This is a genomic window from Corynebacterium sp. LaCa_70, assembly GCF_058182015.1.
In genome coordinates this window covers 1,866,253-1,888,245 of the sequence record NZ_CP190914.1, presented here as the reverse complement: position 1 = coordinate 1,888,245, position 21,993 = coordinate 1,866,253, and the positions used below count along the sequence as shown (strand labels likewise).

Here is a 21,993-nt window from a genome sequence, read left to right as displayed (position 1 = left end):
GTCCTCTTCTGTAAAGATTAGTGATACTTGTTACGAATTTCTCTAATACTGTTGCAGAATATCTTAAGACCTAAAAAATAAGTCCCAGAGTTTGATTATCTGTCATTTTGTCAGCGGTTATAGGAAAGGCATTGTGCAAATGCATTCTGCAAAATCTTCCCAATCCTTGAACACGCAGTGGCGGGGCTTCCTGGAACGTTTAAGCAATGAGAGACCACTGTTGGTGAGGGAATTTGTTCGGAGTTTGCTGGATTCGGGGGAATATCAGCAATACAGTTTACCTTTAGAAGAATTAAATAAGACCGCCTACGACATATTTACATTATTGATTGAAGAACTGTCTGATAACAAGGACGATGATTTTCGGCATGGTCTGGCACGGCAGATTGCGCACAGCCGTGTTTTACAAGGCGTCCCCCTTGAAGCGGTGATGAATGCGATTAACCTCGATTTTTCGGTGCTGTGGCGGCGGTTGAAGGGCTATGCCGGTAACGATCATCTTGAGGTTTTGGTTGAGCATGTCGAAGAATTGAGTTATGTGGTCTCGCGCTTCATTGCTGATCTTCGGGAACAATATGCGTTAGCGCAGGCACGCATCACAAGAGACCTTAGTATCATCCGAAAACAGCATTTAGCTCGACTTTTTGCCACCATGCCGCTAGAAGCACAGGACGAAGCGGCTATAGAACGAGGACTTGAGCTCGATGGAAGTGGAGCCTTTCGGGTAATGATTTCGACGATTGGTTCAGCGAATACTTTGCAGCAACAGGCTTCGGAAGCGCTCGCTGTTGGCACGCTATATGGACATCAAGTCGGTGAACGATTTGTTGTCTTCCACTCAACCAATGTGGATTTTGTACATGAGCAGCTACATGGAGTTGCTGTTTTGAGTGCTGATCAGATTCAGGGGATTCGGCAGGTTAGAGAATTTGTACTTCGGTCACAGAAATTATTGTCTCTATTATGCGACAATTTGGAACCTGGGTGCTGGAAAGCTGACGACTTGATTCTCCGTGCCTCGGGCGCATTTGTAGGTAAATTTCTACCTGAATCTAGTGTTTCACGGATACCTTCCGCGGTTGGGCAGGGAGCTGATGCTGAGCAATTATTAGAAACAGTTCGGGTTTACTTCGAAACCGGATCCATCAAAGCAGTAGCTTCTAGAGTGCATTGCCACCGAAATACCGTGGTGAACCGACTGAAAAGCTTCGAGTCGATTACGGGTTTTGATGTCACCGTCCCTTTAGAAGCTGCGAAAGTAATTACCGGATTGGCAGTGCATTTGCACAAAAAATAAGGGGAGGAAGTCGACTCTTTTACAGAATGTGACGCAGCTAGTTCGTTTAATCTAATTCATTTATTAGTGTGGCTCTAATCACTGGTTATTGATTGTGTCAGGAGAGTTATGTCTGATCCCGCGGGCCCGAAAATCGCTGGCGAAGGTGTAGAGCCAACAGGTTCAGCCTCGAATCACATTGTCGTTAACGAGAAGGATGTCCGTCGGATAGCCTTTGGCGCATTCGTAGGGACAGCGCTGGAGTGGTATGACTACTTCCTTTTCGGTTTGGCAGCGGCATTAGTATTTAACCGTTTGTTTTTCACGGATTTGAACGATGTGGCAGCAGCTATGGCTGCATTTGCCACCTTTGGCGTTGGGTTTTTAGCACGCCCATTAGGTGCCTGGCTGTTCGGACTTATGGGCGATAGGGTCGGGCGCCGCCCAGTGCTGATCATTAGCATCATTGCCATCGGTACAGCCACTGGTCTGGTTGGTCTATTGCCGGATTACGGTGCAATCGGAGTTGCAGCACCGATCGCATTGACCGTCCTCCGCTTGCTGCAGGGACTGGCTGTCGGTGGTGAGTGGGGAGGTGCCACCACGCTCGCAATCGAACATGCACCGCCAGAACGGCGTGCTCGTTATGCTTCGTGGGTCCAGTTGGGATCTCCAGTTGGTACGTTGATGTCGTCGGCCGCGTTTGCACTTGTACTCGTTATGCCGGAAGAACAGTTTGATGCTTACGGATGGCGTATTCCATTTCTTGCAGCATTTCCGTTGCTCGCGGTTGCACTCTGGATTCGTATGCGGGTGGAAGAATCGCCGGTTTTCCAACAGCTAGAAGAACAAGCTGACGCACCGAAAGTTGGGGCTTTCGACGTGTTCCGGAAAGGGGCGAAACCACTAGCGATTGCTGTTGCAGCCGCGTTCCTAGGAGTCGGTGGTTTCTACATCATGAACACCTATGTCGTCAGTTATGCGACCACGGTGCTCGGAGTTGAACGACAATTGGTTGTGAACGCCACATTGGCCGCTGCAGCGGTGCAGATCATTGTTATCGTTTTCGCGGGCAGATTCGCAGAAAAGATCGGTCCCGGAAAGCTGATGGGGTGGGGTGGAATCTTGACCGCAGCATTAGCTTGGCCACTGTGGGCTCTTATTGATACCGGAAGCATAATTGCTATTACACTGGCAATTTGCTTGGGTATTGGATCTTTGACGATCTCATATGCTGTAACTGGTGCAGTGTTGAGCGAGCTTTTCCCTGCGCAACTGCGTTATAGCGGAGTTTCCTTGGGGTACAACATCGCAGGGGCTCTGTCTGGTTTTCTGCCGTTCATTGCGACCGCTTTGACCGGACAGACCGATGAACCGAGCTCAGGCGCAGCTATCGCTCTGCTCATCGTGGTCGCTCTCATCACTGCGACAGCAGGTTTTATTGCCTCGCGTAATCGCGTTGTTGACGATATAGTCGTCAGCTCGAGTTAATCTGCCTGTTTGCTAATACCCGCGCGTTCCCATGCATTCAGGAACGCGTCGGCTTCTTTTTCACTGGTCACGGACACGCGCACGCCTTCGTCGCCGTAGCGGCGGATGATCACGCCTTCGTCGAAAATGCGTTTTTCCACGTCTTCGGCATCCGCGCGCGGCATCCACACAAAATTGCCCTGCGACGGTGCGGCACCGACGGCCTGCGCGATGCGGTCGCGCTGTCGCTTGGACTCTTCTACACGCGGGGTAAATGCTTCGCGGTTGGCGAGGGCAGCGATTGCCGCTTGCTCGGCCATCGCGGTTACCGTTAGCGGCAGTGCCACCAGGTTCAGTGCTTTGGCCAATTCTGGCTGGGCAAAGCCGTAGCCGACGCGCATACCGGCCAAACCGAAGGCCTTAGAGAAGGTGCGTGCACCGATCAGGTTGGGGTAGTCCTGGATTTCCTGCACTGCATCCGGGCGGTCGGGATCATCGTTGAATTCCCAGTACGCCTCGTCGATCAGAACCACCAGGTCATCCGGCACCATATCCATGAACTCGCGGAACTCGGCGCGGCTAAACGTCGTTCCGGTCGGGTTGTTCGGGTTGCACAGGATGACCAGTTTGGTTTTCTCCGTGATTGCCTCGGCGCAGGCGCGCAGATCGATGCTGTAGTCGTCGGCAAGCGGAACTGTCACTGGAACGGCGCCGGCCATGCGCACATACAACGGGTAGGCCTCGAAGCTGCGCCAAGGGAAAACCACCTCGTCGCCAGTGTTGCAGGTAATGCGCACCGCACGCTGCACGATGGAGGAGGCACCCGGGCCGACGCAGAGGTTGTCCTCGCTGAGCCCCAGGTATTCTGCCAGCGCCGCGGTAAGCTCCGGGCAGCCGAATTCGCCGTAGCGGTTGCCATACTGCACGGCCGCGTGGATGGCATCTTGCACGAATGATGGTGGAGCATAGTCGGCCTCATTGGATGAGAGCTTGACTTTACCCTCGGCGCTTTTGCCGGGGCGGTAATAGGGGAATTCGCTAAGATCTTTGCGCAGCATGAATCTGACCTCCTGAGAATGCGGGTTGGAGTGAGTAAGGCTCGGGTTGATGGGGTGATGCGGGATTGAGGTTACAGGTGCAACCTGAACGTTAAGTATTAGAACAGATCCCAGATGGTGATGGCCATGATGATCAGTCCCAGGATCAATACGAAGTAGTTGGCTTTGTCTTTACGTATGTGTTTGTACACGTCCAGGTTGCGGAACATATAAACCGGCAGCAGGTAGACCAAGAAAACCACGAAGACGCCGGCGACCACGGATGCCAGGGTGACGATCGATGGGTTGAACACCGCGACCAGTGTGGTGGCGGCGAACGCGAAGACGTAGATGCCGATCAGCAGGTTGCGGCGCGGGATGCGTGCAGCGGTTTTGGGTGCGACGGTTTTGAACAGGTACTCGGTGCCTTCCTCACTACCCAGCAGGTGGCCGAAGTACGACGACACGATCGCGCACACCACCACCATCGGCGCGATTGCGGCCATGATCGGGGTGCCGGTGACGTTTGCGAAGTAGGACAGCACCGGAATGTTTTGCTCGTGCGCCTCGCGCATACCGTCGGCGCCGAGTGCCAGCACGCACGACCACACGAAGACCATGGTGAATACGACCAGCAGGATCGCGGTGTAGAACTCAATCTTGGACACGCGCTTTTCCGTGTTCTTGCCATGCGCCGGCTGCATGTCGACGGATAGCTGTGAGAGCGCGGCCATGTGTGAGAACGAGAACACCATCACCGGCAGGATCAGCAAAACACCCTTGACGACGGAGAGGAAGCCGCCGCCGTCGTAGTCGAATTCCAGAAAGCTGGAGATATCCCAGCGCGGAATCAGGTAGATCGAGGTAATCGCCAGGAACAGAATCAGTGGGTAGACCAGGATCTGCGCCAGCCACAGCATTGGTTTGCGGCCGAAGGCGAACCCGGCTGTCATCAAACCAACACACAGCGTCGCCAAGATCCAGCGGTTGATTGAAGGCCCACCCAGCTGGTTGACGATGAAGCTATCGACGGCGTTGGTGATCGAGACACCGTAAATGAGCACGGTGGAAAATACGGCGATCCAGTACAAGATCGCGATGATGACACCGCCGCCGCGGCCCAGGTACTGCGTGCACAGTTCCAGGACGTCTTTGCCGTGGTCTTTTTCCGGTGCTGCAGAAACGATGCGCGCGTAGGTGCGGTGGGAATAATAGACCAGTGGGAACGCGATGATGGTGGCGAACAGCAGCGGGATGAAGCCGAAGGAACCGGCGTTAATCGGCAAAAACAGGATGCCTGCGCCGACGGCGGTACCGAACAGCGTGATCACCCACGATGAGGTGGATCCGGCTGGCTCGGCGTTTTTCTTTGCCTGTTGTTTTGTGGTGCTCGTTGCTGGGCTGGCGCCACTGGTGGCGCTGTGGTTGTTTGTGCTCATAGCGGTTGCTTTCTTGTGTGAGCTGGGTGCTGGCTGCCGGGGCGGCCAGCCGTCGGTGCCGGGGCGGTGTGTGCCCGGCGTTACTCGTCGGTGTTTTGGCGAACGGTCGGGATGGACAGTGCTTGGTCGGTAATAACGTTAATCACTGCCGGTTTGCCTTCACGCACCGCAGCCAGGGCGCGTTCGACAGCCCCGGCGGCGTCCTGGTCTGAGGTGACGGTTTCGCCGTGCGCACCGTAGGCAACGGCGGCGGCAGCGAAGTCCGGGTTGGTCAGCTGCGTGCCGGAGACCCGCTTGGGGTAGTGGTTGAGCTGGTGGGTGCGGATGGTGCCGAATTCCGCGTTGCTCATCACGATCGCCAAAAACGCCGTACCTGCCTGCACTGCGGTGGCAAGCTCTTGGCCGTTCATCAGGTATTCGCCGTCGCCAGCAATGGTGATGACGGTGCGCTCCGGGAACTGCAGCGAGGCTGCCACCGCCGAAGGAATGGAATATCCCATCGATCCGTTGCGCACGCTGAGCTGCGACGGGAACGTTTCGGTGCGTAGGTAGCGCTGCGCCCACAGGCAGTGGTTTCCGGCACCAAAGGTATACAGTGCATCTTTCGGGGCTTGTTGCTGGATGGATTCCATGATGGCTTCCATGTGCGCGGTGCCAGCGGCGGTTTCTGGCCAGTCTTCTTGCTTGCCGACGTTCGCAAAGGCCAGGTGGTTACGGTGCGCGGTGGTGAACCACTCGTGTTGGGTGGCAGAGATAGCAGCATCAGTGCCGGCATCAGTACCTGTGCTGGCGCTGCTGCTGGTGCCACTGCCAGCGGCGACCCGCTCTGCGGAGCCGATGCGTTTGGTCAGTTCCTCGGTAACCTCCGCGAAGGCCTGCGGGCTGGCCAGGATGTGGCGGGTGATGGCCGCGGAGTTCCCCAGCAGGGTGGTATCGGTGTTGATCAGGATATTTTTCGCATCCAGGCTTTGGCGCAGCGTGTAGCCGTCGGTAGGCACATCGGTGAGTACCGCGCCGATCTCAACGACGAGGTCGGCCTCGGTGAGCAGCTGGGTGGCGGCGTCGTTGCGGCCGTAGCCGAGCCAACCGGCATTCGCTGGCGAGGAAAACGCGATGCGGTCGCTGGCACGCCAGTCGTGAACCACGGGAATTTGCTGTTCTTCGGCAAATTTTTGGATTGCCGCGCAGGTATCCGAGTTCCAGTGTGCGCCGCCTGCGAAGATCAGTGGCTTCTCTGCTGCGCGCAGTTCATCGGACAGGAAGTTCAGGTCAGCGCCGCTGAATGCGCCGTGGCTGGCGGGAAGTGGCTGGCAGAGCTCAACGGTAAATTCTTGGTGCAGTACGTCTTCCGGCAGGCCGATGACGACGGGGCCGGGTCGGCCCTGAGTGGCCAGGTGGAAGGCTTCGGCGACCACGCGGCTGGCGCGGGAGGCGTCGTCAAGCACATAGACGCGTTTAGCCTGGGTGCCGAACCACGCTTTGATATCGAATTCTTGGAAAGACTCGCGGTCCCGGTCGCTGGTGGGGACCAGGCCGACGAACAGCACTAGGGGAGTAGCATCTTGCCAGGCGGTGTGGATGCCGACGAATGCATTAGCAGCGCCCGGACCGCGGGTAACCATGGCGACGCCGGGTTGTCCGGTGGCTTTGCCGTGGGCTTCTGCCATGTAGCAGGCACCGCCTTCTTGGCGGCATACGATGGTGTCAATGGAGGATTTGTACAGACCGTCGAGCACCGGAAGGAAGCTTTCGCCTGGTACTTCGAAGATCCGTGGGACGTCGTGGAGTTCAAGACTACGGGCGATTGCTGTGCCTACGTGGCCTATGCTCATGCTGTTACCTCGCGATGTAGCAGGGATACTGTTCAACGATCTTTGTCGTGATCTGAATCATACTAACATTGCGGGCAAAAAACTATGGACTTGTTAACTATTTAGAGGAGGAATTCATGACAGATAGCGCACGTGCTTTTGGTCTGTCCAGCTTGCGTAATTCGCGCTCGAGCAGGCGTGGTGGGACGAGTGGAGCGAAGGTCATCGCAGCACTCGGGGTAAGTGCTATTGCCCTGGCGGGATGTTCGCAGGCTGATGACGCCGCTGATGCAGCACACAACGCGGCCGATAACGCCAGCGAGGCAGCAGAAAGTGTCACCGAATCCACCTCGGCTGGTCAGGAAGAAAAGCTGACATTCGACAAACAGCAGGTTGCCGAGCTGGATGTGCAGGCGAACCCGGTTCCAGCAGCGGCGGCGAAATTACCAGACGGGTTTGATCTGCAATCGCACCGTTTTGGTCGGGGCGAATGGATCGAATCTTCCCGTGAGGGTTTGGAAAAGTCCCTAGAAATGGGCGTGACCACCCTGGAATTCGACATCGAGCTGTCTGCAGACGGAGTCCCCGTGGTCTGGCACGATACGGAGATCGATGCCGAGAAATGCCAGGACACCAAGCCTGTCACCGAGGATGATCCGCAGTTCCCGTACGTCGGCAAGTTGCTCCACGATCTTACTTTCGAGCAGGTTTCCACGCTGAACTGCAATAAGAACCTGGACGATTTCCCCGATGCGGCCCCGCAGGACGACAACCGCTTGCTGCAGCTTTCTGAGGTTTTCGAGATCGCCGCGGATTACCCGGATGTGCACTTCAATATCGAGACCAAGCTGGAGCCGGAACACCGTGAGCAAACGGCATCGCCACAGGAATTCGTTGATGCGATCATGGATGAGGTAGACGACGCTGATGTTGCTGATCGCACCATGATTCAGTCCTTCGATTGGGCATCGTTGCCGCTGGTGCGTGAACGCGATGCTGAGATTCCGCTGGTCTTGTTGTGGGACGAAACTACATGGAAATCGGGCTCGGCCTGGATTGGCGATGTTGATTATGATGCCGTCGATGGTGACATCGTGGAAGCCGCAAAACAGCTAGGCGTGCAGGTGCTTTCGCCGGGGCATGCGGTTCCTTATGGGCAAACCCCGCGTGACGACGACTACCACCCGGTCGCTACACCGGAGTTAATTTCGCAGGCGCACAAGGCGGGCATGGCAGTGGTGCCGTGGACCGTCAATGATGAAGACACCATGCGTGAGCAGATTGCTGCAGGTGTGGACGGCTTCATCACCGATTACCCAAGCATGGGCCAAGCGGTAGTCCGGGAGAAATAAAGTAGTAGTGCTCATAGGGTCGCTACTTCGGCGCATTTGGGTGGACTAATTTCGCGGTCTGCTTAGCTGTGGAGTTCAATATTGCTTATGCCCGAAGTAGATCCGCTCATTGAATCTCTCTACCGCTGGTCCGATGTCAGCGGCGTGTTACTGATGGGAATTATCGGTGGCACCATCGCGCGAAAAAGCGGTTACGACATCATCGGGTTTTTCTTCATCGCGATGTTCTCCTCGTTGGGCGGCGGTATGGTGCGCGATGTGCTCATCAACCAGGGCACTGTCGCGGCGATGAGCGAACCGGAGTACTTGTACCTGGCTTTTACTGGCGCGCTCATTGCGCGTTTCGTGTATTTCAAGGGCAAAACCTGGGATTATATTCAAGCGCATGGCGACGCCGTCGTCTCGGGTCTGTGGGCTGGGACCGGTGCCGTGAAAGCCATTACTTATGGCTTGCCGCTGATTCCGTGCATCATGATGGGCGTGTTTACCGCGACCGGCGGTTCCATGATCCGCGATATTTCTATGGGGCGTGAGCCGGCCGTTTTTGGCAATAATCAGCCGACGGTCATCCCGGCGATTGCGTGCGCCAGCATTGTGCTTATCGGCAATCATTTTGGCATGCTGGCCGTCGGCATGGTCGTCGGCCCGTTAGTGTCCATTTTCTTAGCGCTGTTAGGGATTTGGGCTGGGTGGCGTGTGCCTGCGCACCAAGATTGGGCGCCGATTAACGACACCGCAGCGCAGGTGAAGGTGCTGGCGAAAAAGGCAGAGAACAAAAGTCGCGCGGTGGGGCGCAAATTGGAGCCGCACCGTGTGCGGTCGTGGCGGCACCGGCAGATGGAGGCTGCGCTGCAGCGGCGGATTGAAAAAGAGGCGCGCTCTGGCAAGCGAAGGAAGATGACGGCGGAAGAAGTCAGTGAGTTCATGGATTCTTTTGATTCCGATGTCGATCAGCTCAGCGCTAGTACCGATTCTGGCGTAGCTGACGAGACCGATTTTGGCATGGACTTGAGCGGTGATTCTTATGACACCGAAGAGCCGGTATCCACGGAAGAATCGCAGCGGCTGCTTGATGCTATTTTGGCGGATGACAAGCTCACAGATGAACTCATTGAACGTCTGATGAGCCGCTATAATTCCCGCGATTAAAAGTAGCTTAGGGGTAAGAAAGCTTAAAACTTAGAAGACATGCCAATTTACAGTGCACAACCAGATCTGGAAATCCCGAATAGCACTGTCTACGACGTGTTGTTTGGCAACCTCGCCGATGAAGATCGTGACCACATCGCTATCACCGATGATGCGACCGGTTCCACAACCACCTACGCGGAACTCAAAGCGCTTGTCGACGCATTTGCTGGTGCGCTCACGCACCGGGGAATAAAACCGGGAGATGTTATCGGGCTGCACTGCCCGAATAGTCTTGCTTTTGCCGTGGCATTCCACGGAAGTTTGCGCGCCGGGGCGAGCGTAACCACGTTGGGCGCACTGTTGAACACCGCGGATATTGCGCAGCAGCTCAAAGATTCTGCTGCGAGCTACTTGTTCACCACCAGCATGCTGGGGCAAGCCGGCTTTGCCGGAGCCAAAGAGGCTGGAATCGTTGCTCAGAACATTGTGGATCTTACTGATGAGAACACCGGTGTGCAGGCTCTCGTGGCTGCAGGGTACGCCCCGCCGGATCTTGATATTGATCCTGCCACGCATGTGGCTGCGCTGCCTTATTCTTCAGGAACCACGGGGCTTCCGAAGGGCGTGCGTCTTAGCCACCGGAACTTGGTGGCGAATATTGTGCAGATGAGCGCGCGGCTACAGACTAACGGGGTGCACCGCGATTCTGTGCTTATGTGCGTGCTGCCGTTTTCGCATATATATGGCATGAATGTGTTGTTGAACGTTGGTTTGCGTTTACGTTCGCACATCGTGGCCATGCCGAAGTTTGAATTGGGAAGTTTCTTGGCCGCGCACCAAAAGTATGGGGTGACTTTTACTTTTATCGCTCCGCCGATTGCTGTGGCGTTAGCTAAGCATCCGTTGGTTGCTGATTTTGATATCAGCGCTTTAGAAACTGTGCTCTCCGGGGCGGCTTCCCTGGATGGTGAGTTAGCGCGCGCCGTTGCTGATCGCTTGGGGGTCAACGTTATTCAGGGCTTTGGTATGACCGAAACCAGCCCGGTTACGAACGTCGGTGATATCGGCGTGACCCCACTGGATTCCATCGGGGTGCCGGTAGCTAATACGGAGATCAAGGTGGTAGACGTTAGCTCTGCCGCTTTCGAGGAAATTCCACTGCCAGCGCGTGCCGGGCAGCGTTCGGCCGACGGTGAGTTGTGGGTGCGTGGCCCACAAGTGATGCTGGGGTATCTCAACAATGATGCAGCGACCCACAGGATCATGATTGACGACGGCTGGCTGCGCACCGGTGATATCGCAAATTTGGATCACCGCGGCAACGTTTACGTGGTTGATCGCTTGAAAGAATTGATCAAGTATAAGGGCTATCAGGTTGCGCCTGCGGAATTGGAGGCGCTGTTGATGACGCATGAGGCCATCGCCGATGCCGCAGTAGTCGGGCACCGGCGTGAATCTGATGGGGAAGAGCTGCCGCGCGCGTTCGTGGTGCTGCAGCAGGGGGTTGATGCTGCTGATCCAGCTGTTAGTGCCGAGGCTTTATTAGAATGGGTGGCCCAGCGCGTGACACCATACAAAAAAATCCGCATGATGGAGTTCATTGATGTGATTCCGAAATCAAGCACCGGAAAGATCCTGCGTAAGGAGCTGCAGAACCTCCCTGTGGCTGAGGCTGAACGCTGAGAAGAACTGAAAGGAAGCAACCATCATGGCCCTGCTCGACACCCTCATTACTAATGCCCGTATCTGGACTGGCGACCGCGAGAATCCGTCGGCAAGCGCAGTCGGCATTGTCGGCGACCGGTTTTTCATCCTCGATGAGGCCCAGGCCCATCAGCTGGGTGCGCGCCGTCGCTTCGATGCCAACAACGCGTTTATCGCGCCGGGCTTTAACGATGCGCACTGCCACTCGGTGTGGTTTGGCCTGACGCTGGCAGAGATTGATCTCAGTGATTGCCACAGCGCACAGGATGTGTATGACACCTTGGCCCAGGCAGAAAAGGATCGTCCAGACCAGGAGTGGCTGATTGCTTCGAATTTCCGCCCGTCGAAAATGGGTGGGGAAGAGCTGGACATCGCTGAGCTGGACCGAGCCACCGACAACCGTAAGCTGGCCATCAAGCACAATTCTGGCCACAGCATGACGGTCAACACCGCGGGCCTGCAAGCAGGCGGCATCAACATTGATGACCCGGAGCAGCCAGAAGGCGGCCAGGTGGTGCTTGATGACGACGGCAAGCCCACTGGATTGCTGGAAGAAAACGCCATGCGCGCCATTAACGATCAGCTCAGCCCGGAATCGGTCGACGAGCTCGCCTACGCGCTGCAGCTGGCGCACCGTCGTTATGTAGAAGAAGGCCTGACTTCGGTGACTGATGCCGGAATCGCCGGTGGCTGGATCGGCCACAGTCCGCGTGAAATGGCCGCGTATCAGAAAGCCGCAGCCGCCGGTGATCTGCTGGCGCGCACCCAAGCGATGATCACCAGCGACGTGTTGCATCCACTCGACGGCCATGCGGATGATCCGGCAGGCCACGGCTTGGATGCTGGCATCCGCACGGGGCTTGGCGACGAGCACCTGCAGATCGGGCCGGTGAAGCTGTTTACCGACGGCTCAATGTTGGGCACCACCGCGGCGATGACAGAAGCTTATTGTGGTTGCTCACACCGCAAGGGCTACTTGCAGGGCGACCCGGAAGATATGCGTGACCAAGCCATCAAGGCTGCTGGAAACGGTTGGTCGCTGGCACTGCACGCGATCGGTGATGCCGCGATCGACCTGGCACTCGACATCATCGAAGAAGCCACCGAAAAATACGGCGCACCGGAAATGCCGCACCGCATCGAACACGGCGGGGTAGTGCGTACCGACCAGATCGAGCGCCTAGCGAAAAACAACATCGTCGTTGCCCCGCAGCCCCGGTTCATCCCGGAATTCGGCGGGATCATGGCTGATATGCTCGGTGAAGAGCGCACGAAACTGGCTTACCCGGCCAAGCGTTTGCTGGAAGCGGGCATGATCTTGCCGGGCAGCTCGGATCGCCCGGTTGCCGATGGGGAACCACTCAAGGTTATTCAGGCATTCGTGCAACGTAAGACAGAAAACGGCGAAGAATTCGGGCCAGCAGAAATCATCACGGTCGACGACGCGCTCTACGCGTACACCGTGGGGTCTGCGGCAGCGACCGGCTGGGCTGGCCGCAAGGGGCAGATCGCGCCGGGCCAGTTGGCTGACTTGGTGGTGCTTGCCGACGATCCCCGCGAGGTGGATCCGGACGTAATCAGTGACATCGAGGTTGTGGCGACGATGGTGGGCGGCGAGTTCGTGCACGGTGGTTTACAGGAGGTTTAGCCTGGATTCTCAATCTGGAAAAGGTGAATTGTGAGCTTTTAAAGAAAAAGAGTTACACAAATCACGAAGCAGGTGTAGGCTTATCTCTGAAGCATTGATTGAACACAAAACTGAGGAGAGTGGTAACAATGCTTCAGAAGAAGAAGGGTATCACCGCGTCGATATTCGCGGTGTTAGCTGTAACATTTGGTGGTCTGTTTGCTGGCGAGGCCGAAGCTGCCGGATCAAAATGGGATATTCACACGACAATCATTGGGCCTGCAGGGGAGGACCTGCCGCTTCGTGAAGGTGAGCAAAATCTTGGCACCGACAGGGGGTTTGGCATTAAACACATCCAAGAACGTCATGGTGGTTATGTGCCAGCTGCTGGAGAAATGGAAATTGTGTTGCATAATGCCCCAAACTGTAAAAATGGGTTGAATGGAGGGGATAAAACAGTTGAATGTACCTATCCTGTTGGGGGCCGGGATATGACTGTCGCGGTTACCGAACGAATAGATGAAAGATCTGGTGATCACCGCCCGGTGGGCGTCATCACCGCCTTTTATAGGTAGGTGACCATGGATATTGTGGAAGCAAGTGATCCCCGGAAGATGGATTACCTGGCAAAAGTGCTCAAAAATTTAATTTTGAGCGATATCCAAAATGGAGATATTATTTTGCACAATTTTGGTGTGCAGGAATATCAAGGACCATATGAACAATTTAAGGGTGAGATTTGGCATTATTTCGATCTCCATTCCCCCCATCGGCATGATGGAAAGTTAGTGCGTCAATGGTATGACTTCCCCCCATTTGATGGAAGTCATGACAAAGATCATGAAACAGAGGTTCTGCTGGAGGCATCGGCCATTTTTGAAAGTTTTCTCACCTCTACCCCGGAAAAATCACCTAACATGGAATATCTGGAAGGGAAACCATGAAAAAATTAATAAGGATAGCAGCAGGAATTATTGGAATGTTTGCTTTTGGAGCAACGGCATCGACGGCTCAGGCAGAACAGTTGTCTTCTGAGCATATATATCAGCCAGGTGATCAGGTGCCGACCTATGTTGATCCGGATGGATTCTTGCCTGATACGTCAGCTCCGGGATCGGGTTTTCGTTCAGCCGCGACTTGTGTGAATGTGTCCGACAATGACGGTAAAGTCACAGTCAGTAATGATTGCGATATTGATCAGCGAGTAAAAATTCTCGTTGCCTTCGGTTCTGATTCAAGCTGCTTGACTCTGCCGCCCGGTGCCTCGCATACGCATGACATTAATGATTTTGTACCGGGGCCTTTCGTAAATGCCCGTTTTGATGGAGTCGAGAATTGCTAGTTTTCACAAGCTAGAAATCTCAATGCAGATTGAAATCTCCCTTAGCTCTGTATGGAGTTGAGGGAGATTTTCCTGGGGTTTTTGTTTACTACTGGAAACCTAGCACTTAATGCCAGAAAACATTGTTTTTACTAGCGTCAGCCTGCTCTGAGTATTGCTAAACTAACTGTTTGAAGTGGTGCACGATGGTTTGCAAGCCTTCACGCAACAAAGCCTCAGGGATTACTAGCGACGGCAAGAAGCGAATCACGTTTCCGTCCTGCCCGCAGCTCAGCGCCAGCACGCCCTCGGATTGAACCGCCTGCACGATGGCACCGGTCAGTTCTTTGTCTGGGTTGCCCTCGGCGTCAACGAACTCGACTGCCACCATGGCCCCGCGCCCACGTAATTCGGCTACGCGCGGGTGCTCGGTGATCTCGGCGAGTTCCTCGCGAACGATCTTGCCAATTTCCGTGGCACGCTCGCCGAGTTTTTCTGCTTCCATTTCTTCCAACGTCGCCAGTGCAGCGGCACACGCGACCGGGTTTCCACCATAGGTGCCACCGATACCGCCTGGTTGCGGCGCGTTCATGATTTCCGCGCGTCCAGTGACCGCAGAAATTGGCATACCGTTGCCAATGCCTTTGGCCATCGTGACCAGGTCCGGCACGATCCCTTCGTGTTCGCTGGCAAACCACGTGCCCGTGCGCATGATGCCGGCCTGGATTTCATCGGCGATAAACACCACGTCGTTGGCGCGGCACCAGTCGACGATGCGAGGCAAGAATCCCTCGGCAGGCACGATGAATCCGCCCTCGCCTTGGATTGGTTCGATGACCACGCACGCCAGGTTGTCTGCGCCGACTTTTTCTAGTTCTGCGATTGTGCGCTCGGCGGCCTCGTCGCCAGCTAAACCATCCCGCAGCGGGTACGACATTGGCACGCGGTGGACGTCACTGGCGAACGGGCCAAAACCTGCTTTATACGGGGTTTCCTTCGCGGTCATGGCCATGGTCAAGTTGGTGCGGCCGTGGAAGGCATAGTCGAACACGGCGACGCCTTTTTTCTTGGTGTAGTGGCGCGCGATTTTCACCGCGTTTTCCACGGCTTCGGCGCCGCTGTTCATCAGCACGGTGCGTTTATCGAGCTCACCGGGGGTGAGTTTGTTGAGTTTTTCTGCCAGTGCAACGTAGGACTCATACGGCGAGATCATAAACGAGGTGTGGGTGAACCGGGCGGCAGCGTCCTGGATGGCTTGGACGACGCGCGGGTTGGAGGCACCGGCGGAGGTCACGGCGATGCCGGAGGCCAGGTCTAGGAATTGGTTGCCGTCGGCGTCGACAAGAATGCCGCCGTCGCCGTCCACGACGAATCCCGGCAGCACCGATCCCACCGAGGAAGGCAGGGCCTGGTTGCGGCGGGTGAACAACTCGGTGCTTTTGGGCCCGGGGAGCTCAGTGTTGATGGAGATTTTCTGTTCGATGCGGTAGGTGAGGTCTTTCATCGTGATCACATCCTGTTCTGCGAAGTGGGTGGTGTGTGAAGTGTTGTCCACTCATTATCTGTAGTTTCGGTCACAAAATCTATGTCCAGGATGGCGAATTTTTAGCTGTCATTTCGCTACTGTGTATAGTCATGTCGGATTTGACGTTTCGGTGGTTATTTCAGCAAAGCGAGCTCGGGCTGCGCCCGTTGGTGGGAACTAATACTGAACAGCGCACCTTTACCACCGTGCACGTCAGCGAGCTGCGCAATCCGGCCGAATTCACGCTGCCGGGCGCGATCATCATGCTGGTGGGTCTCGATTTCGTCGACAAGCGCGGCGAGTTTGCCACGTATGCCCGGGTGCTTGCCGACGCCGGGGTGGCCGGGATTGGGTTCGGTACCGGGATTGCATTTGCCGACGTGCCAGAAGAGCTTGTCGACGCCGCGGCGCAGCATGACCTGGTGCTTTGTGAGGTCCCACGGCCCACCCCATTTTTGTCGGTGATGTCTGCGGTTAGCCGCGAGCAGACCCGGCGGGAGCAGGAACGGCAAACCGTCTTGCGCAAGCAACAAGAAAAACTAAGCGCTGCTGCCTGGCGCGGCGGGCTGGATGATGTGTGCCGCGTGGGTGCGCGGGAGTTGGCTGCCGCGGTGGCGGTTGTCGGGGAATCCGGTGAAGTGTGGGCGCAAGCTGGCGGTGCGATGGGGCTTCGGGGTGCCCGGATGCAGCAAAAGATCGAGTTGCCGGGCCGGGTGGCGGCCATGTTGGTGGTGGAAGCGGCCGGAAAATTTGATGCCTACGCCCGCGCGTTGATCAAGCATTTGGCTGGCCTGGCGGGGTTGTTGGTGCATCGTTCTGCGCAGGACCATGCCGGGCCTGCCGAAGCACTCGGGGCGTTGGTCTTGTCGACGCTGCTGGCGGGCGAGGTTCGTGGTGTGCGCGAGACTTCCGGTGACCGGGCAGAAGCCGGGCCTGCTGGCTCCACTGCGGTGTCTCGTCAGCGTGACCTGCTGGCGGATGCGATGGATCTGGTCGCCAGCCGCGGTGAGGTTGTCTTTGCGGGACTCGTTGCTGATCGATCGGATGAGCTGGCCGCCACGATCACGGCGTATGTGCAGGGTGCAGGCGCAGCTAGTCATCGAAGCGCGGCCCGTTCTGGGGACGGGGCCCGTTATGTGCTGCGGCTTTCTGATACCCAGGCGTTGCTGGTTTCTCATCCAGAAGATCGGTTGCCGGCCCCGCAGGAGTTGGCGCAGGATTTTCCTGCGTGCGCGACAGCTCGTCTGGCGCTCCAGCGGCGGTCGTGGCGTGGTTTTGGGCAGGCGGATTGTGATCGGTTGCTGGTGCACGCCGGTGCGCTTGCCCCGGGGAGCGTGGCGGAGTGGCGTGAGACTACGCCTGCGTGGTTGCGCGTGCCGGGGGTGGATGCTGCGTTGCGACGGCGTCGGCAAGAGTTGTTGGCTGGGGTGTATGCGCAGGGGCTTGGCGACGAGCAAGCGGAGCAGTTGATCGTGACGTTGCGGGTGTATCTGCTGAATTCCTGCAATGTGGGTGCCACCGCCGATGCGCTGGGGATTCACCGACACACGGTGCGTTCGCGGATCGCGCGGGTTAAGCAGTGTGTGGGTTTTGATCTGGAGGATCCTCTGACCCGCGCTGAGTTGGTGTTGGTGCTGGCGGGCTAGGGCATCTGAGTAAAGCTAATTTCGACGCCATTGGCAGGAAGCGTCGAAAAACGGTTGCGTGCTGGACGATCCCGAAAGAATCCGTTGAGGAAGTGGATGTCCCAGCAAACGCTAAGCTTACCGGGTGATTCGCAGCGTTAATTCCACCATCTGGTGATCGCTTGGATAAGTGTTGTCTTCCTGGTGCGGGATCAGACGCCCGTTGGAATCAAGTGATTCGAAACATCCCTGATGCGGGCTGTCGCTGCGCCGCTCAGGCGGATCATAGGCCTCTGTATCTGAAACCTTAATGCCGCGGATGACGGCAGATTCGACAGCGAGGTTTTTGATGAAAACAAAATCAATGCGGTCTCGCGGTTCGGAATCCAGTGGTTCGATAGGTGCCCACGTATCACCCCACACAGTGTTGGCGTCAGGATAGATCTCCCGGAACCCATCGCGGTATCCGCGCTGTATTGGCGCATCGGTGGGAATCCACCGATAATCCGGAAGATCGTCGCGCTGCTGCCAGTCTGTAGTCGCCGGGCTGTTGAAATCACCAGCAATAACCACAGCGGCGTCTGGATCGTAATCGGTAAGCTCATCGCTAAGATCCAGGATTTTTGCGATCTGTTCTTGTCGCTGGATTTCTTCTGGCTGTTTGTTCATCACTGCGGGGTCTTCACCCTTGAGTGCGGCATAAGGGCCGTAATCCCACGGAGCAAGGTGCACCGACCACACCAGCACTCGGGTTCCGGCGATCCATATCCACGCAGCAGTGGCATAAGGTTCGGTATTAGTCGAAATGAGCTCGATTCTGTTGTTCGAATCGTCTTGGTCCGTTGGAAAACTAGTGGAAATGGCGCAATCAAATCCCTGTTGCACATGCTGCCGGCCAGTATCTTGTGATACTTCTTTAGCGTATTCGCCAAAACATTCTTGAAAGCAGATAATTTCTGGGTTTATCTCACGGATAATATCGGATATCTTTTGCTGCCCATTGCGCACTTTTTGTCCGCCCCACCAGATATTCCAGGTTGCCAGGCGAAAGCGGGAATCAGCTGTGATTCGTAATCGTGCTGTTGCGCCATCGAATTCGACGTCCCGCACATCACGCGCCGGGTACGTACCCTCTTTTTTCAGGCTTAGCCCAATGACATTGCAGCCAGCAGCCTGTGCAGCAGAAGCTCCGACAGCGGAATCTTCAAAAACAACGGTAGATTCCGGCCTCGCCCCCAACCGCTCGCAGGCAACTTGGTAGATCTCTGGGTGCGGTTTGCCATGCTCCACATCTTCGACGGTGATGATGACGTCAAAATAATTCGCGATACCACTGCGCTGTAGCATGCCGACGACGTCTTCGCGACGTCCATTCGTTGCGACCGCGATGGGTACTACGCCATGCAAACTTCGCAGCAGCTTGTCGACGCCGGGGAGGGCAGTGGTGACATTGTGCAAAGCCTGCGTGTAACGAGCGTCGATAAGCACGTTGAGCTCGTGGACGGTGTAGTCGGTATGAGGGCTGAGTCGTTGAGCGGCCTCAAAAGCAGTGATACCGCGTACATCGCCAAACTCATCAGGTGAAAGCCCAAGCTCGGTAATCAATTCGTGTAACAGATCGAGCCAACATTGCTCCGAATCGACCAAGGTTCCGTCGCAGTCGAATACAGCCGCAGAGACCCGTATGTCTGGTAATTCGGGCACATTGGTTACGTCCGTGAAATCCGCCATGTTATTCCCCCGTTTCTGAAGCAGGCAGGCGCAGTGCTATGTCATCAATCAACGACACACTCACGCGGCTACCGACAGGAACTTCGCCAGCTTCCCGGCTGGAAACTTGGACAGTCCACGAGCCAGTGCGGGCATTGTCATGTTCCACGGTCACGCGGATGTGGTCACCTAAATACGCATGGTTAGTAACTCGAGCAGACGAGTTCTCATCCGCGACTAAACGCAGCGCTTCCGGGCGTACGAAAACGACGTCGTCTGCTTGTGCTGCAGGCAGGTTGACTGGGATATTATCTGCGGGTTGCCAGCTGGCAGGCACCGAGAACTCGTTGATGGATCCCACGAAGCGTGCCACGAATGGCGTTTCTGGCCGGGAATACAACTGCTTTGGGGCGGCGTGCTGTTCAACAACTCCACCATTTAAGACGGCCACCCGATCTGCCATAACGAGTGCTTCGGCCTGATCGTGGGTAATGAACATCGTGGTAGTGCCCATGGTTTGCTGCACGTTGCGGATTTCGTCGCGCAGCTGCGCACGTACTGTGGCGTCGAGCGCAGAAAGTGGCTCGTCGAGCAGTAACACCTGTGGCTCAATGGCAAGAGCACGTGCTAAAGCCACACGTTGCTGCTGACCACCAGAAAGCTGTTCTGGCCGACGGTCGCCATAGTCCGGAAGCCCGCACATTTCTAATAGCTCCTCGCAGCGTTTACGCGAGGCTGCTTTATCGCGTTTGCGGATGCGCAGACCGTATTCGATGTTTTCGGCGACCGACAGGTTGGGAAATAGGGAATAGGATTGAAAGACCATTCCCATATTTCTTTTCGACGCTGGCGTGGACACGATTGAGTTACCGCCGACCAACACGTCACCGGAATTCGGGTTCTCGAAACCAGCGAGGATGCGCAGGGTAGTGGTCTTTCCACAACCGGAAGGTCCCAGTACAGTCAGCAGCTCACCAGCCTCGATATCTAGGTCCAAATCACGTAAGACCAGAGGTCCACCTGCGGTATAAGATTTATTAATCCCACGAAAGCTCACGGAAAGCGGTTCCGTAGAAGTGCTAAACGATGCCACGAGAAGTTTTCTCCTTTTCATCGAGGTTGCGCGCTGAGTTGCTGATGTTGTCGGCAGTGTCTGGGCCTGGAGTAGCCGACTGAGCTTTGTCACTGCCTGGCGAATCCTGGCTGCGTGCACGACGTCGCTTGATTTTCCTGCTGGTGGATTTCTTACCTGCACGTTCGGCGTAAATCATGGCTACGGCCAAAAGACCCCAGGTAATGACGTTTGATAGCAGCGATAGAGCGATAGAGGCGCGGAAATCAGTCGAGGACAGCGTTGTCATGTATACCGGCAAGGTTCGTACTGACATCGTGGCGGCGACGGTATATTCCGAAAAACCAAGTGCAAAGGCAAAGAATGCCGAGAACAATATGGAACCCCGGATATTCGGAAGAATGATGCGCGCGAGTGTTGTCCAGGTTCCTGCACCGAGGCTGGCGGAGGCTTCAAAATACACACGCAGCGGGATGGTGCCTAGCGCCGCATTAACCGAACGATAAGTAAACGGCAGGCTGAGGACGACGTAGGTTCCGATCAGCGCTATTGGAAAATCAGAATTTTGCAGGGACGCCGAAAGTACATTGAGAGGGGAGCCACGTCCGGTGCTGGCCATGGTGCGCAGAATCTGTAGCAGTCCGGCTACTAGTGCAATTGCGGGAATGACTAGCGGCAGCGTGCACAAGATGGATAGCAAACCGGATAATTTTGGTGCCCATAAATGCACGGCAACAACTGCCGGTACCAGAACCACCACCAAGAGAACGACGGTTGCCAGCGAAATCACGAACGATAGCGTCAGTGCACTATAGAACGCGTTGTTGCCGATTAGTCCAGTAAATGCACTGACGGTGAACTCCCCGCTGGTAAACATTGCGTAGGCTACCATCGCGACTTGTGGCGCCACGATGAAAACTGTCAGAGCAATGATGGGCAACCAAGCGAGTGCGCGGCGAGAGGTACGAGAAGAGGTCGGTGTTAACCCAGCCATTTTTGGCTCCTGTTCTGTAGCCAGTTGAAAGCAATTAACGTGACAATCGCGATTGCCGTTGTGCTTAGACCCATAGCCATGGCGATGTGTTCGCCGCCGCTGGCAGCCGAGCCACTCATTTCAGTAGAAATTTGTAGAACGATCAACGGGAAGGTGCCTGTACCAATCAGAACTGCCGATGAGGCGTGCGTGGCAAAAGCAGCGCCGAACTCCAAAATCCACACACCCAAAATGGTTGGTGTGAGAATCGGTAATCCCACACGTCGCCAGAATGTCCATGCTGATCCACCGAGGGATGTGTTCGCTTCCTTCCACGATGTACGCATTGCTTGGAATGATGGCAACAGCAAAAGCACCACCATGGGGATCAGGAAGTATTGGTACATCAGGACCAGACCTTTGACGGTGTACAGCGAAAAGCTGGAGTCAATGGCCAACAGCATGGAGATGAGATAACCAGTATTCCCGGCCAACACGATGAACGAAAACGCCAGCGGGGCGCCTCCAGAGTTCGCGAGTACTGAGGAGACGACTGCTGTAATCGAATTTAAGATTTTCGAGTTCAAAAACGATATGCAGAATGCAATAAGGGTTCCTACTGCCAAGGCGATGGAAGAGGAATACAACGAGACTAATACCGAGTTCAGCAGAGCTTGCGCCCGGTTTCCTTCCGTCATTGCCTCGTAGTTTGCCCAGGTGAAATCGCCGGTGGCGCCGTCTTGGAATGATGTGATGGCCATTCCCACGATGGGAATGAGAAAGAACAGCACCAGCACTGTGCCCAAGGGAAGCAGAGTGGCTAGTGCCACACCCCGGTTTGAGACGCGTTTTGCCTTTGGGCCGGCTGCGCTGGAGTTAGTCTCCGTTATTTCTTGTTGTGAAAAATCAGCAGCCATCGT

The 21,993-nt window shown here is 55.8% G+C and carries 18 protein-coding genes; 10 read left to right on the top strand and 8 right to left on the bottom strand.

Annotated elements, in window-relative coordinates; genetic code table 11:
* The first annotated feature begins 139 nt into the window (after positions 1-139).
* Together ACP8MI_RS08575 and ACP8MI_RS08570 are read left to right on the top strand one after the other, a co-directional pair.
* Positions 140-1,297 (top strand): helix-turn-helix domain-containing protein, encoded by a 1,158-nt coding sequence (locus ACP8MI_RS08575; RefSeq protein ID WP_284589579.1) that lies wholly within the window; start codon positions 140-142, stop codon positions 1,295-1,297.
* A gap of 108 nt (positions 1,298-1,405) precedes the next feature.
* Positions 1,406-2,767, top strand: coding sequence for an MFS transporter (locus ACP8MI_RS08570; RefSeq protein ID WP_049168225.1), 1,362 nt, complete (start codon positions 1,406-1,408; stop codon positions 2,765-2,767).
* Here the strand turns inward: ACP8MI_RS08570 and hisC are convergent.
* The 3 genes from hisC to ACP8MI_RS08555 all read right to left on the bottom strand — a co-directional run bounded on the left by hisC (position 2,764) and on the right by ACP8MI_RS08555 (position 7,054).
* A complete protein-coding gene (gene hisC / locus ACP8MI_RS08565; RefSeq protein WP_284589580.1) occupies positions 2,764-3,804 on the bottom strand; it encodes a histidinol-phosphate transaminase in 1,041 nt (346 codons plus the stop codon). The genes ACP8MI_RS08570 and hisC overlap by 4 nt on opposite strands.
* A gap of 98 nt (positions 3,805-3,902) precedes the next feature.
* Complete coding sequence (locus tag ACP8MI_RS08560) at positions 3,903-5,222, bottom strand: amino acid permease (protein ID WP_284572730.1); 1,320 nt, start codon at positions 5,220-5,222, stop codon at positions 3,903-3,905.
* Between the two features lie 80 nt (positions 5,223-5,302).
* Positions 5,303-7,054, bottom strand: a complete 1,752-nt coding sequence (locus ACP8MI_RS08555) for a thiamine pyrophosphate-dependent enzyme (RefSeq protein ID WP_284589581.1) — start codon at positions 7,052-7,054, stop codon at positions 5,303-5,305.
* Between the two features lie 116 nt (positions 7,055-7,170).
* On the opposite strand from ACP8MI_RS08555, the gene ACP8MI_RS08550 reads away from it, so the two are divergent.
* From ACP8MI_RS08550 to ACP8MI_RS08520, 7 genes are all read left to right on the top strand, one after another.
* The gene (locus ACP8MI_RS08550) at positions 7,171-8,385 is read left to right on the top strand and encodes a glycerophosphodiester phosphodiesterase family protein (RefSeq protein WP_284589582.1); all 1,215 of its coding nucleotides are present in this window, start codon (positions 7,171-7,173) and stop codon (positions 8,383-8,385) included.
* 87 nt (positions 8,386-8,472) lie between these two features.
* The gene (locus ACP8MI_RS08545; RefSeq protein ID WP_284589583.1) at positions 8,473-9,534 is read left to right on the top strand and encodes a trimeric intracellular cation channel family protein; all 1,062 of its coding nucleotides are present in this window, start codon (positions 8,473-8,475) and stop codon (positions 9,532-9,534) included.
* Positions 9,535-9,573: 39 nt separating this feature from the next.
* The gene (locus ACP8MI_RS08540; protein WP_249606018.1) at positions 9,574-11,199 is read left to right on the top strand and encodes an AMP-binding protein; all 1,626 of its coding nucleotides are present in this window, start codon (positions 9,574-9,576) and stop codon (positions 11,197-11,199) included.
* A 25-nt stretch (positions 11,200-11,224) separates the two neighbouring features.
* Positions 11,225-12,868: an amidohydrolase gene (locus ACP8MI_RS08535; protein ID WP_249606017.1), complete on the top strand. Its 1,644-nt coding sequence runs from the start codon at positions 11,225-11,227 to the stop codon at positions 12,866-12,868.
* 128 nt (positions 12,869-12,996) lie between these two features.
* A complete protein-coding gene (locus ACP8MI_RS08530) occupies positions 12,997-13,422 on the top strand; it encodes a hypothetical protein (protein ID WP_249606016.1) in 426 nt (141 codons plus the stop codon).
* A 6-nt stretch (positions 13,423-13,428) separates the two neighbouring features.
* Entirely contained in the window at positions 13,429-13,791 is a 363-nt protein-coding gene (locus ACP8MI_RS08525) for a hypothetical protein (protein WP_249606015.1), read from the top strand.
* Positions 13,788-14,189, top strand: coding sequence for a hypothetical protein (locus ACP8MI_RS08520; protein ID WP_249606014.1), 402 nt, complete (start codon positions 13,788-13,790; stop codon positions 14,187-14,189). The genes ACP8MI_RS08525 and ACP8MI_RS08520 overlap by 4 nt, the downstream gene beginning before the upstream one ends.
* A gap of 157 nt (positions 14,190-14,346) precedes the next feature.
* On the opposite strand, the gene gabT is transcribed toward ACP8MI_RS08520, so the two are convergent.
* Entirely contained in the window at positions 14,347-15,672 is a 1,326-nt protein-coding gene (gabT, locus tag ACP8MI_RS08515; RefSeq protein WP_284589649.1) for a 4-aminobutyrate--2-oxoglutarate transaminase, read from the bottom strand.
* Between the two features lie 131 nt (positions 15,673-15,803).
* Between gabT and ACP8MI_RS08510 the strand changes: the two genes are divergently transcribed.
* Positions 15,804-17,339: a PucR family transcriptional regulator ligand-binding domain-containing protein gene (locus tag ACP8MI_RS08510; protein WP_284589584.1), complete on the top strand. Its 1,536-nt coding sequence runs from the start codon at positions 15,804-15,806 to the stop codon at positions 17,337-17,339.
* Between the two features lie 117 nt (positions 17,340-17,456).
* On the opposite strand, the gene ACP8MI_RS08505 is transcribed toward ACP8MI_RS08510, so the two are convergent.
* From ACP8MI_RS08505 to ACP8MI_RS08490, 4 genes are read right to left on the bottom strand one after another with little or no spacing between them, the layout of a single operon-like run.
* Complete coding sequence (locus ACP8MI_RS08505) at positions 17,457-19,049, bottom strand: HAD-IA family hydrolase (RefSeq protein WP_284589585.1); 1,593 nt, start codon at positions 19,047-19,049, stop codon at positions 17,457-17,459.
* A 1-nt stretch (position 19,050) separates the two neighbouring features.
* Positions 19,051-20,121, bottom strand: coding sequence for an ABC transporter ATP-binding protein (locus tag ACP8MI_RS08500; RefSeq protein ID WP_018121390.1), 1,071 nt, complete (start codon positions 20,119-20,121; stop codon positions 19,051-19,053).
* The gene (locus tag ACP8MI_RS08495; RefSeq protein ID WP_201810304.1) at positions 20,108-21,094 is read right to left on the bottom strand and encodes an ABC transporter permease; all 987 of its coding nucleotides are present in this window, start codon (positions 21,092-21,094) and stop codon (positions 20,108-20,110) included. Before ACP8MI_RS08495 ends, ACP8MI_RS08500 begins: the two co-directional genes overlap by 14 nt.
* A complete protein-coding gene (locus ACP8MI_RS08490; protein WP_018121392.1) occupies positions 21,082-21,990 on the bottom strand; it encodes an ABC transporter permease in 909 nt (302 codons plus the stop codon). The genes ACP8MI_RS08495 and ACP8MI_RS08490 overlap by 13 nt, the downstream gene beginning before the upstream one ends.
* Positions 21,991-21,993 lie beyond the last annotated feature (3 nt).